Source organism: Pseudomonas fluorescens (assembly GCF_902497625.1).
In the GTDB taxonomy this organism is placed as follows: Bacteria; Pseudomonadota; Gammaproteobacteria; order Pseudomonadales; family Pseudomonadaceae; genus Aquipseudomonas; species Aquipseudomonas fluorescens_BQ.
Genome location: NZ_CABVGX010000015.1, coordinates 18561 through 31530 on the forward strand (window position 1 = coordinate 18561; position 12970 = coordinate 31530).

A 12970-nucleotide genomic window follows, 5' to 3' on the forward strand; every position below is an offset into this window, starting at 1 on the left:
CGCCTAATTACTCGAACCAGTGGGCTCGGGCGGCCATGATCAACTTGCCGGCACGATCATCGTCAATGCCGTCGATGTCGAGCAGATCGTCAATAGACTGCTCGGCCAGGTCTTCGCGGGTAATTACGCCGCGCACCGCCAGTTCCATCGCCAAATCCTTGTCCATACCCTCAAGCGAGAGCAGGTCTTCGGCCGGATGGGCGTCTGCCAGCTTTTCCTCAGTAGCGATGGCTTTGGTCAACAAACGATCCTTGGCACGAGCGCGAAGCTCGTTGACGGTTTCTTCGTCAAAGCCGTCGATGTTGAGCATTTCTTCCACCGGTACGTAGGCAATCTCTTCCAGGCTGGTGAAGCCTTCATCTACCAGCACCTGTGCGAGGTCTTCGTCGACTTCCAGCTCGTCGATGAAGTTGCGCAGGATGTCGCCGGTTTCTGCTTGCTGCTTAGCCTGGATGTCCGATTCGGTCATCACGTTCAGGGTCCAGCCCGTCAACTGGCTGGCCAGACGCACGTTCTGGCCACCACGACCGATGGCCTGAGCCAGATTGTCTGCGCCAACGGCGATGTCCATTGCATGGGCATCTTCGTCAACGATAATTGCCGCCACTTCAGCCGGCGACATTGCGTTGATCACGAACTGGGCCGGGTTATCGTCCCACAACACGATGTCAACACGCTCACCGCCCAACTCGCCGGACACAGCCTGTACACGCGAGCCGCGCATGCCGATGCAGGCGCCTTGCGGGTCGATGCGTTTGTCCTTCGAGCGGACCGCGATCTTGGCGCGCGAACCCGGGTCACGGGACGCAGCCATCACTTCGATCAGGCCTTCAGCAATTTCCGGCACTTCGATGCGGAACAACTCGATCAGCATTTCCGGCGCGGTACGCGACAGGATCAGCTGCGGGCCACGGTTCTCGGTGCGGATTTCCTTGAGCAGCGCACGCAAGCGCACACCGACCCGGAAAGTTTCGCGAGAAATGATGTCTTCACGAGCCAGCAACGCTTCTGCGTTGTTGCCCAGGTCGACGATCACGTTGTCGCGGGTTACTTTTTTCACGGTGCCGGAGATGATCTCCCCCAGGCGCTCGCGGTAAGCGTCGACGACTTGAGCGCGCTCGGCTTCGCGTACTTTCTGCACAATCACCTGCTTGGCAGTTTGTGCAGCGATACGGCCGAACTCGATGGACTCGATCTTTTCTTCGACTACGTCACCTACCTGAGCACCGGGATGCGTCTCGGCAACCTTGCTCGGCCAGGTTTCGATGGCCGGATCGTCGAGATCTGCTTCTTCGACGACAGTCCAGCGACGGAATGTCTCGTAAGCACCGGTGTGGCGATTGATTTCCACACGCAGATCGACTTCGTCCTCGAAACGCTTTTTGGTAGCAGTGGCCAGAGCCAGCTCCAGCGCTTCAAAAATTACGTTGGCCGGTACGCCCTTTTCATTGGATACCGATTCAACAACCAGCAGCACTTCTTTGCTCATCGTACGCCTCGCCTTTCGCAAGCCATTGGATCCGCGGGATCCGCAGTTTCTGGCACGTCTCAGTCAAAACTGGGAATAATGTTGGCCTTGTCGATCATATCGATCGGCAACAGGAATTCATGGTCTTCAACCTGCACCACGACGTCCTGCTCTTCTACACCGCGCAGAAGGCCCTGAAAGTTGCGTCGACCTTCAAAAGGCGAGCGCAGCTTGATCTTCACTTGTTCACCGGCAAATTTTGCAAACTGCTCAATAGTGAACAGTGGGCGTTCCATGCCAGGCGAGGAAACTTCGAGGGTGTATTCAACGGCGATCGGATCTTCAACATCCAGCACACCGCTGATCTGACGGCTGACAATGGCGCAATCGTCCACCAGCACACCGCCCTCTTTATCGATATAAACGCGCAACATTGAGTGGCGACCTTGAGCCGAAAACTCAATACCCCAGCATTCATAGCCCAGGGCCACGACCACCGGGGCCAGCAAGGCCTGCAACTCTTCTAGCTTGCTCGACACCTGAACCCCCTCGTGCATGTATGTGCATGCTATGCAAAATAAAAAAATGGGCGAAACGCCCATCCTTGAAACGCCGTCGAACAGCGGCGTTGAAAGTGTCCAGCTAACAAAAAGCCCCTTAAAAGGGGCTCTTTAAACTGGTTGCGGGGGCCGGATTTGAACCGACGACCTTCGGGTTATGAGCCCGACGAGCTACCAGACTGCTCCACCCCGCGACAAAGCTGGGGCGGAAGTATACGACCGATCCCTTAAAGAATCAATGTAACCTTCCACCTACAAGAAAGCCCGCAACAGCGGGCTTTCCTGATAATTGGTACCGAGAAGGGGACTCGAACCCCTACACCCTATGGGCACAACCACCTCAAGGTTGCGTGTCTACCAATTCCACCACCTCGGCAATACTGCGTTTGGAACCTTCTTACTTCTGCTCTTGAGCTGGAGGCACGTCAGTCGCTGGAGTAGCCGACTTTTGCTCTTGAAGCACCGGGACATCATCAGAAGCCGGCTGTTGCTTTGGAACTTCCAACACTGCCGGGTTTGGCAAACCTACTTGAGTCAGCTGTTGAGCCTTCTCTTTAGCAAAGTAACCTAACCCCAAGCTGGTTATGAAGAAACCGGCGGCAAGTATAGCAGTAAACTTACTAAGAAAGGTAGAGGAACCTTGGCTTCCGAACACAGTATTTGAAGCACCTGCACCGAAAGACGCACCAGCATCCGCACCTTTACCCTGCTGCAGCAATACCAGAGCAACTACGCCCAATGCACCCAGCAGATGAAAAACGACTACGACTGTTTCCAGCATTTTTTCAGTTTCCCGCGGCGCGACAAATCGCACCGAACTCATCTGCATTCAGGGAAGCTCCACCAATGAGCCCCCCATCGATATCCGGCATGCCGAACAGTTCGACCGCATTGGCCGCCTTCACGCTGCCGCCGTATAGAAGCCGCACACCTTGTGCGACCTCAGAATTCTCTGCCGCCAACTGCGCGCGGATGGCTGCGTGCACATCCTGCGCCTGTTGCGGCGAAGCAGTCAGCCCGGTACCAATGGCCCAGACCGGCTCGTAAGCTATGACTGCATTGGCAAAGACACCGACACCCAACTCTTCGATGATGCTGCCCAGCTGACGCCCGACAACCTCAAGAGTCTTGCCTGCTTCACGCTGCTCCAGGGTCTCCCCTATGCACAACACCGGAATCAAGCCACATGCCTGTGCCGCTGCGAACTTGCGAATCAGCATTCCGTCCTGCTCGCCCATAATCTGGCGGCGTTCGGAATGCCCGACAAGAACCAGGGAACACCCTGCATCCACCAACTGACTCGGTGCAACTTCACCGGTCAACGCACCTTGCTTCGATTCCACCGCAGCATTCTGCGCGCCGACCGAAATCGACTTGCCTTCCAGGCCATCAATCACTTGATTGATGTACAGGCAAGGCGGGAATACCGCGACATCAACACCGCTCGGCAAGGCCAGATGACTTAGGCCGTTGATCAGCTCAGCGACGCTGGCGCGGGTACCGTGCATCTTCCAGTTACCAGCTACCATAGGGCGACGCATGCTGTACCTCGTCGGTCAAAGTGGGCGCAGATGTTACCCAACACAATCATGGCTGGCAAGCCGAATTCAGGCAGAAACTTCAGTAACCAGTTTTGCCAGCTCTTCGGCGTAACCACGAACCTGCGTTTCATCCTCGCCTTCGACCATCACGCGCACCAACGGCTCGGTCCCGGACTTGCGCAACAGCACCCGCCCACGACCCGCCATCGCCTGGGTCACACGATCGCTGGCCTCTTTGACGGCAGGATGCTCCAGCGGATTCACGCCGCCGCCGAAGCGCACGTTGATCAACACCTGAGGACACTTGCGCAGTGCCTGACGGCTTTGAGCCAGGCCTTCGGAGCGCGTTTTCAATGCCATCAGCACCTGCAGCGCCGCAATGATTGCATCGCCGGTGGTGGTGTGATTGAAGCAGACGATATGGCCAGAGTTCTCGCCACCGACCACCCAGTTACGCTCCAGCAGATCGGCGATGACATAACGGTCGCCGACGTTGGCGCGCACGAACGGAATCGACAGATCCGCCAGGGCCAACTCCAGCCCCAGATTACTCATCAAGGTACCGACGACACCGCCCTGCAACTTGTTCCGTTCATGCAGGTCGCGAGCGATGATGAACAGCAACTCGTCACCGTCGACGATGGCACCCGTGTGATCGACCATCAGGACGCGATCGCCGTCACCATCGAAGGCGATACCCAGGTCCGCGTGCTCGGCCAGGACGGCCGCCTGCAGTTGGCCCATGTGGGTCGAACCACAGTTGTCGTTGATGTTCAGCCCGTTGGGCTGCGCGGAGAGCACAACGACGTCCGCACCCAGCTCGCGAAACACACTCGGGGCCACTTTGTAGGTTGCACCGTGAGCACAGTCGAGCACGACCTTCAGACCGGCGAAGCTGGTACCGGTGGGCACGCTGCTTTTGCAGAATTCGATATAGCGGCCCGACGCGTCGTTGATTCGCGATACCTTGCCGATCTTGCTCGACTCAACCACAGTCATCGGGGTATCAAGCAATTCTTCGATCATGTGCTCGACTTCGTCAGGCAGTTTGGTGCCCTTGCCGGAGAAGAATTTGATGCCGTTGTCATCGTGAGGGTTGTGCGAAGCACTGATCACGATCCCGGCTTCCGCGTGAAAGGTACGCGTCAGGTAGGCGATGGCGGGGGTAGGCATTGGCCCGAGCAGCATGACGTCTGCACCCGCGGACGTCAGGCCAGCTTCCAGCGCCGACTCAAACATGTAACCGGAAATACGCGTGTCTTTGCCGACCAGGACCTTGCAGGCGCCCATTTTGCGGAACGCCATGCCTGCCGCCCAGCCAAGCTTGAGCATGAAATCAGGAGTAATCGGATATTCGCCGACGCGACCGCGAATGCCGTCGGTGCCAAAGTATTTTTTGCTCATAACTGCTCCATCATTCTTATTCGGCTGATCCCACTGCGGCGATCATCCGCACTACATCGACAGTTTCGGCGACATCATGCACGCGCAATATACGCGCACCTTTGAACGAAGCCAGTGCCGCGAGTGCCAGACCGCCATGCAATCGCTCTCCGACCGGGCGATTGAGGGCCTGCCCTATCATACTCTTGCGCGAAACCCCAACCAGCAGGGGTCGCCCGAGAACATGCAAGGCTTCCATGTGCTTGAACAAACTTAGATTGTGCTGCAGGTTTTTGGCGAAGCCGAAACCCGGATCGAGGATGATCCGTTCTGCGGGAATCCCTGCCAAATCACATTGCGCCATGCGCTCGGCGAGAAACTCGCCAACTTCCCTGGTCACATCGTGATAATGCGGATTGTCCTGCATATCGCCCGGCTCGCCAAGCATATGCATCAAACAGACCGGCAAACCAGTGGCCGCCGCCGCATCCAGAGCGCCATCGCGCCGTAGCGCGCGCACGTCATTGATCAACCCTGCACCGAGCCGCGCGGTTTCGCGCATTACGGCAGGTGTGGAGGTGTCGACCGAGATAATCACATCCAGCTCGCGATTGATGCGCTCGACAATCGGTGCAACACGCTCCAGCTCCTCGAGAGGAGATACTGCCCTGGCACCAGGCCGGGTCGATTCTCCACCGACATCAATCAGCGTGGCGCCTGCCATGACCATCGCTTCGGCGTGGCGCATGGCCGCATCCAGCTGACTGTATTGGCCGCCATCGGAAAAGGAATCGGGAGTGACATTGAGAATGCCCATGACATGCGTCTGGGCCAAATCAAGAACCCGGTTGCCGCAAGGCAACCGGGTTGAGGACTGAACGGAAGTCATTTCAAACCTTAAACGTCAGCAGCAGGTCCGCCGATCGGAGTTTCCGGACGCTCGCCCTGTACCGCAGGAGGCGTCCCGGAAGTACCGGTGCCGCCAGACCAGTCGCGAGGCTCGCGTGGCGTACGACCCGCCATGATGTCGTCGATCTGCTCAGCATCGATCGTTTCGTACTTCATCAGCGCATCTGCCATGGCATCCAGCTTGTCACGGTTATCCGTGAGGATCTGTTTGGCCGTGCCGTAGCACTGGTCAATGATGCTGCGCACTTCGGAGTCGATCAGTTTGGCTGTCTCACCAGAGAAGCTTGCACTCTGACCACCGCCGCCGCGACCGAGAAATACTTCACCCTCGTCTTCGGCGTACATCAACGGACCGAGTTTTTCCGAGAGACCCCATTTGGTCACCATGTTCCGTGCAATCTGACTGGCACGCATGATGTCATTGGAGGCACCGGTGGTAACACCATCGAAGCCCAGCGTCATCTCTTCGGCAATACGGCCGCCGTACAGCGAGCAAATCTGACTGATCAGTGCCCGCTTGGACAGGCTGTAGCGATCCTCCTCCGGCAGGAACATGGTCACACCCAGCGCACGACCGCGCGGAATGATCGACACTTTATAGACCGGATCATGCTCAGGTACGACACGACCTACGATGGCGTGGCCGGCCTCATGATAAGCAGTGTTCTGCTTCTCTTTTTCAGACATGACCATGGATTTGCGCTCGGCGCCCATCATGATCTTGTCTTTCGCCAGTTCGAATTCTTTCATCTCGACGACACGCTTACCGGTACGAGCGGCGAACAGCGACGCTTCGTTGACCAGGTTTGCCAGATCGGCACCGGAGAAGCCCGGAGTACCACGAGCAATGACTGCCGGAGCAACGTCGTCGCCCATCGGCACTTTGCGCATGTGGACTTTAAGGATCTGCTCACGACCACGAATGTCCGGCAGACCTACCACAACCTGACGGTCGAAACGGCCCGGACGCAGCAATGCAGGGTCGAGCACGTCCGGACGGTTGGTAGCGGCAATGACGATGATGCCGTCATTCATCTCGAAACCATCCATCTCTACCAGCAACTGGTTGAGGGTCTGCTCACGTTCGTCGTGACCACCGCCCATGCCAGCACCACGATGGCGACCAACAGCATCGATCTCGTCGATGAAGATGATGCAAGGCGCGTGTTTCTTGGCCTGCTCGAACATATCGCGAACACGGCTGGCACCCACACCCACGAACATCTCGACAAAATCGGAACCCGAGATGGTGAAGAACGGCACCTTGGCTTCGCCGGCAATCGCCTTGGCCAGCAAGGTTTTACCGGTACCCGGAGGACCGACCATCAGCACACCGCGAGGAATACGGCCGCCCAGGCGCTGGAACTTGCCCGGATCACGGAGAAACTCGACCAGTTCGCCGACTTCTTCCTTGGCTTCGTCGCAACCGGCAACGTCAGCCAACGTGGTTTTCACTTGATCTTCGGAAAGCAGGCGCGCCTTGCTCTTGCCGAAGCTCATCGGGCCGCCCTTGCCACCGGCACCACCCTGCATCTGCCGCATGAAGAACATGAATACGGCGATGATCACCAGGATCGGGAAGCTCGCGACCAGGAGCTGAGTCCAGATACTTTGCTGCTCAGGCTGCTTGCCTTCAACAACCACGTTATTGTCAACGAGATCGCCGATCAGACCATTATCCTGGATCGCCGGACGGATGGTCTTGAAGCTGTCGCCATCGCTGCGCTTGCCGGTAATCACATAGCCATCTACGGCTACGCGCTCGACCTTGCCATCCTTGACCTGCTGGATGAAGTCGGAATAGTTGAGGGTCTGCGGCTCGTTAGGGCTGGAGAAGTTGTTCATCACCGTCACCAGGACAGCCGCGATGATCAACCACAGGATCAGATTCTTTGCCATATCGTTCAATTAACTACCCTCTGAAGCAAGCTCCGCTGATGGCGCGTGCTTCGCATGATATTCACCGGCCTAACTTACTACATTACCAACGACTCTGGCAGGCGCCGTCTGTAACCCTTTGTGAAACACTTCCTACACAATATTCGCTATTTCCCACAGGACGAAATACGAAAAACCTATCGACCCGCCAAAAAACCGCGATTTACTCACTACGACCGCGATAGCCCCAAGCCAGCATGTATTGCTCGCGGGAACTGCCACGGGAGGAGTCCGGCTTGATCATCTGGACCTTGTCGAATTTCTGACGAGCGTCCTTCACGTAAGCATCAAACCCTTCGCCCTGAAACACCTTGATCACGAAATTACCACCCGGCTTGAGTATCCGAGCCGCCAGATCAAGAGCAAGTTCACAGAGAAACATGGCTTTAGGCATGTCCACTTCGGGCGTACCACTCATATTGGGGGCCATATCGGAAATCACAAGGTCCACCTGCGAATTACCCACGGCTTCAAGGATCCGGGCGAGCACTTCGTCCTGAGTGAAGTCACCCTGTATGAAAGTCACGTCCGGAATACTGTCCATTTCCAGGATGTCCGAGGCGATCAGACGGCCATGACCACCGATCAGCCGACTGGTGACCTGCGACCAGCCGCCGGGGGCGGCACCCAGATCGACAACGCTCATACCGGGACGGATCAGCTTGTATTTTTCCTGGACCTCCAGAAGCTTGTAACTCGCACGCGAGCGGTAACCATCCTTCTGCGCCTGCTTCACATAGGGATCATTGACATGTCTTTGCAGCCACTTAAGGCTTGTCTTGGAACGGGCCACAGGCCACCTCGAAAATAAAACGGGTCGTGATTAACTGGGCGGTCCCGGACTCGCTCGGGTAAACTGGCCGCCGCTTTTTACAAGATCAGACGCAGGGGTCAGATTATGCCGCTCACTCAAGAGCAGAAGAAACAGTACAAATCCATTGGCCACCATCTGAAACCGGTTTTGATCGTGGCAGACAACGGTTTGACTGAAGGTGTGTTAGCCGAACTCGAACGCGCATTGGCGGATCACGAGCTGATTAAAATCAAGCTCAACATCCTCGATCGCGAATCGCGCCTGGCGACTATTGCAGAACTGTGCAAGGTCGGCAAAGCGGACCTGGTTCAGGTCATCGGCAAGATGGCATTGATTCACCGAAAGAACTTCAGCGTCAACAAGCAGCTGTCGAACGTTCATCGTTTCAAGTGATGACACGGGTCACGGGTGTGCTTCGCGCACCCTGCCACTCCAATGCCATTGATCGGCATCGGCGCCAGATCACCCTGATCCAGCACCGGCAGATCTGTTACAGCGGCCACCAGCGGCCCAATCAAATCATCTGATCAGCCGCCAAAGCATGGCACCCGCACGAAGCGGGCGCGAGCTTTCAGATATGGCGCACCTCGACAATCTCGTACTCGATAACGCCACCCGGCGTCTTCACCGCCACCACATCACCCTCCTCCTTGGCGATCAAGGCGCGAGCCAGTGGCGAGCCGACGGAAATCTTGCCGAGTTTGAAGTCAGCTTCGTCCTCACCCACGATGTGGTAGGTAACGCGCTCGTCCGTCTCGACGTTGGCGATTTCCACGGTGGTACCGAAAATCACTTTGCCAGTGTGCGGAATGCTCGTGACGTCGATGATGACCTGATTCTGGATCCGGCCTTCAATGTCACGAATACGCGCTTCGACCATACCTTGCTGCTCGCGGGCAGCATGGTATTCAGCGTTTTCCTTCAGGTCACCCAATTCGCGGGCCGTGCCGATGTCCTGGCTGAGCTTCGGACGGACGACCTTGGTCAGGTGAGCGTGTTCTTCTTCCAGGGCTTTCGCGCCCTGGACAGTCATCGGGTACTTGATCATGCCTTTAATCCTGCGTGTAGATCCTGCAAGCGGCGAACAGTCTTCTCTGGACCAAACTTCAGCGCTTCGCAGATGGCTTCGCCAGCAGCGATGGTAGTGGTGCAGTAGATCTTGTGCTGCAGCGCATTACGACGAATGGAGTACGAATCGGCGATCGACTGGCGACCTTCGGTGGTGTTGATGATCAGCGTGACTTCGTCATTCTTGATCATGTCGACCACGTGCGGACGACCCTCGGTCACCTTGTTCACACGACGCACTTTCAGGCCTGCGGCTTCGATCAGCTTGGCAGTACCGGCAGTGGCAACCACTTCGAAACCCAAGTTGATCAGATCACGGGCCACGCCTGCAACCAGTGGCTTGTCATCGTCGCGCACGCTGATGAAGGCGGTACCGCCGGTCGGCAGTACTTCGCTGGCACCCATTTGCGCCTTGGCGAACGCTTCACCGAAGGTGTCGCCGACACCCATCACTTCACCGGTGGACTTCATCTCCGGGCCGAGGATCGGGTCAACGCCAGGGAATTTGGCGAACGGGAACACCGCCTCTTTCACGCTGTAGAAGTTCGGAATGATTTCTTTGGTGAAGCCGATTTCTTTCAGGGTTTTACCGGCCATCACGCGAGCTGCGATCATCGCCAGGGAAACACCGATGCATTTGGACACGAACGGTACGGTCCGGGACGCGCGCGGATTGACTTCGATGACGTAGATGTCTTCGCCTTGCAGCGCCAACTGAACGTTCATCAGGCCGACAACGCCCAGCTCCAGGGCCATTTTCTTGACCTGTTCGCGCATTTCGTCCTGGATGTGCGCAGGCAGCGAATACGGCGGCAGGGAGCACGCGGAGTCACCGGAGTGAACACCCGCTTGCTCGATGTGCTGCATGATTGCGCCGATCACCACATCGGTGCCGTCGCAGACTGCATCCACGTCCATTTCGATGGCGCAATTGAGGAAGTGGTCGAGCAGCACCGGGCTGTCGTTGGACACTTTCACCGCATCGCGCAGGTAACGCTTGAGTTCTTCCTCTTCGTAGACGATTTCCATCGCCCGGCCGCCCAGTACGTAGGACGGACGCACCACCAGCGGGTAACCGATCTTGCTGGCAGCACGAATCGCTTCGTCTTCGCTGCGCACGGTGGCGTTAGGCGGCTGACGCAGGTTCAGGCGCTCGACCATCTGCTGGAAGCGCTCACGGTCTTCGGCGCGGTCAATGGCATCAGGGCTGGTGCCGATGATCGGCACGCCGGCTTCTTCCAGGGCGCGCGCCAGTTTCAGTGGGGTCTGGCCACCGTACTGGACGATCACGCCTTTTGGCTTCTCGACGCGGCAGATTTCCAGCACGTCTTCCAGGGTCACTGGTTCGAAGTACAGGCGATCGGAGGTGTCGTAGTCGGTGGAAACGGTTTCCGGGTTGCAGTTGACCATGATGGTCTCGTAACCGTCATCGCGCAGGGCCAGTGCCGCGTGGACGCAGCAGTAGTCAAACTCGATGCCCTGGCCAATACGGTTTGGACCGCCACCGAGGATGATGATCTTGTCGCGGCCAGACGGCGCGGCTTCGCACTCTTCTTCGTACGTCGAGTAGAGGTAAGCGGTGTCGGTGGCAAACTCGGCCGCGCAGGTGTCGACGCGCTTGTAGACCGGGAACACTTCAAGCTTGTGACGGTGGCGACGCAGATTTTTCTCGGTCACGCCCAGCAGCTTGGCCAGACGCATGTCGGAGAAGCCTTTGCGCTTGAGCTTGAACATCATGTCGCGGTCGATGCTGGCCAGACCCAGGGTCTTGACCTTCTCTTCTTCCTTGATCAGATCTTCGATCTGCACCAGGAACCACGGGTCGATCATGTTCATGCCGAAGATGTCTTCGACTGACAGGCCGGCGCGGAACGCGTCAGCCACGTACCAGATACGTTCGGCACCCGGTACGGTCAGCTCGCGCTTGAGGATGCTCATGCTTTCCGGGTTGCTCAGGTCGAGCTTCTCGTCCAGGCCGCAAACGCCCACTTCCAGACCGCGCAAGGCTTTCTGCAGGGATTCCTGGAAGGTCCGGCCGATCGCCATCACCTCACCAACCGACTTCATTTGAGTGGTCAGGCGCGCATCGGCTTTCGGGAATTTCTCGAAGGCAAAGCGTGGCAGCTTGGTCACGACATAGTCGATCGACGGCTCGAAAGAAGCCGGAGTAGCGCCACCGGTGATTTCGTTCTGCAACTCGTCCAGGGTATAGCCGATCGCCAGCTTGGCGGCGATACGCGCAATCGGGAAACCAGTGGCTTTCGAGGCCAGTGCCGAAGAGCGGGATACACGCGGGTTCATCTCGATCACGACCATACGGCCAGTATCCGGGCAGATGCCAAACTGAACGTTGGAGCCGCCGGTTTCCACGCCGATCTCACGCAGTACCGCCAACGAGGCGTTACGCATGATCTGGTATTCCTTGTCCGTCAGGGTCTGTGCTGGCGCAACAGTGATCGAGTCACCGGTGTGCACGCCCATCGGGTCAAAGTTTTCAATGGAGCAAACGATGATGCAGTTGTCCTTCTTATCGCGGACAACCTCCATCTCGTATTCTTTCCAGCCGATCAGGGATTCGTCGATCAGCAGCTCTTTGGTCGGCGACAAGTCGAGACCACGGGCGCAGATTTCTTCGAACTCTTCGCGGTTGTAAGCAATACCGCCACCGGTGCCGCCCATGGTGAAGGACGGACGGATGATGCACGGGAAGCCCAGCTTCTCGAGCACGGCGTTGGCTTCTTCCATGCTGTGGGCGATACCCGAACGCGGGCAGTCCAGGCCGATGGACTTCATCGCCTTGTCAAAGCGCGAACGGTCTTCGGCCTTGTCGATAGTGTCGGCGTTGGCGCCAATCATCTCTACGCCGAATTTCTCCAGGACGCCTTCGCGCTCCAGGTCCAGGGCGCAGTTCAGGGCGGTCTGGCCACCCATGGTTGGCAGCAAAGCGTCTGGACGCTCTTTCTCGATGATCTTGGCAACGGTCTGCCACTTGATCGGCTCGATGTAGGTAGCGTCGGCCATGTCCGGGTCGGTCATGATGGTCGCCGGATTGGAGTTCACCAGGATGACGCGGTAACCCTCCTCGCGCAGGGCTTTGCAGGCCTGGGCGCCGGAGTAGTCGAACTCACAGGCCTGGCCGATCACGATCGGGCCAGCGCCGAGAATCAGGATGCTTTTAATGTCTGTACGTTTTGGCATGGGTTTGTCACTCAAATCCGCAGGTCAGTCGGCAAGCCGTCTTGTTCAATCTCTGAAGCCTTGAGGGGGCCGCCGGTATCGGGACCGCCCT

The 12970-nt window shown here is 57.5% G+C and carries 11 protein-coding genes and 2 tRNA genes; 1 reads left to right on the plus strand and 12 read right to left on the minus strand.

The genetic code is table 11. The features are described from left to right. Positions 1–7 precede the first annotated feature (7 nt). The 10 genes from nusA to rlmE form a co-directional block, all read right to left on the minus strand. On the minus strand, positions 8–1489 hold the full coding sequence (gene nusA / locus F8N12_RS11330) for a transcription termination factor NusA (RefSeq protein WP_045060041.1): 1482 nt from the start codon (positions 1487–1489) through the stop codon (positions 8–10). Positions 1490–1548: 59 nt separating this feature from the next. Next, positions 1549–2007 (minus strand): ribosome maturation factor RimP, encoded by a 459-nt coding sequence (gene rimP, locus F8N12_RS11335; RefSeq protein ID WP_010463487.1) that lies wholly within the window; start codon positions 2005–2007, stop codon positions 1549–1551. A gap of 138 nt (positions 2008–2145) precedes the next feature. Continuing rightward, positions 2146–2222 (minus strand) — tRNA-Met (locus F8N12_RS11340). A gap of 96 nt (positions 2223–2318) precedes the next feature. Then, a tRNA-Leu gene (locus F8N12_RS11345) sits at positions 2319–2404 on the minus strand. Positions 2405–2425: 21 nt separating this feature from the next. After that, positions 2426–2809: a preprotein translocase subunit SecG gene (secG, locus tag F8N12_RS11350; RefSeq protein ID WP_010463489.1), complete on the minus strand. Its 384-nt coding sequence runs from the start codon at positions 2807–2809 to the stop codon at positions 2426–2428. A 4-nt stretch (positions 2810–2813) separates the two neighbouring features. Next, a complete protein-coding gene (tpiA, locus tag F8N12_RS11355) occupies positions 2814–3569 on the minus strand; it encodes a triose-phosphate isomerase (RefSeq protein WP_150580516.1) in 756 nt (251 codons plus the stop codon). 66 nt (positions 3570–3635) lie between these two features. Continuing rightward, a complete protein-coding gene (gene glmM, locus F8N12_RS11360; RefSeq protein WP_150580517.1) occupies positions 3636–4973 on the minus strand; it encodes a phosphoglucosamine mutase in 1338 nt (445 codons plus the stop codon). A gap of 16 nt (positions 4974–4989) precedes the next feature. After that, positions 4990–5841 (minus strand): dihydropteroate synthase, encoded by an 852-nt coding sequence (gene folP, locus F8N12_RS11365; RefSeq protein ID WP_150580518.1) that lies wholly within the window; start codon positions 5839–5841, stop codon positions 4990–4992. An 8-nt stretch (positions 5842–5849) separates the two neighbouring features. After that, entirely contained in the window at positions 5850–7760 is a 1911-nt protein-coding gene (gene ftsH, locus F8N12_RS11370; RefSeq protein ID WP_150580519.1) for an ATP-dependent zinc metalloprotease FtsH, read from the minus strand. A gap of 202 nt (positions 7761–7962) precedes the next feature. Next, positions 7963–8592 carry a 23S rRNA (uridine(2552)-2'-O)-methyltransferase RlmE gene (rlmE, locus tag F8N12_RS11375; protein ID WP_150580520.1) on the minus strand — a complete coding sequence of 210 codons (630 nt, stop codon included), beginning with the start codon at positions 8590–8592 and terminating at the stop codon, positions 7963–7965. A 105-nt stretch (positions 8593–8697) separates the two neighbouring features. Between rlmE and F8N12_RS11380 the strand changes: the two genes are divergently transcribed. Continuing rightward, complete coding sequence (locus F8N12_RS11380; RefSeq protein ID WP_150580521.1) at positions 8698–9006, plus strand: YhbY family RNA-binding protein; 309 nt, start codon at positions 8698–8700, stop codon at positions 9004–9006. A gap of 178 nt (positions 9007–9184) precedes the next feature. Here F8N12_RS11380 and greA read toward each other — a convergent pair whose 3' ends face one another. After that, a complete protein-coding gene (gene greA / locus F8N12_RS11385; RefSeq protein ID WP_008029775.1) occupies positions 9185–9661 on the minus strand; it encodes a transcription elongation factor GreA in 477 nt (158 codons plus the stop codon). Continuing rightward, positions 9658–12879, minus strand: coding sequence for a carbamoyl-phosphate synthase large subunit (gene carB, locus F8N12_RS11390; RefSeq protein WP_150580522.1), 3222 nt, complete (start codon positions 12877–12879; stop codon positions 9658–9660). The genes greA and carB overlap by 4 nt, the downstream gene beginning before the upstream one ends. Between the last annotated feature and the right edge of the window lie 91 nt (positions 12880–12970).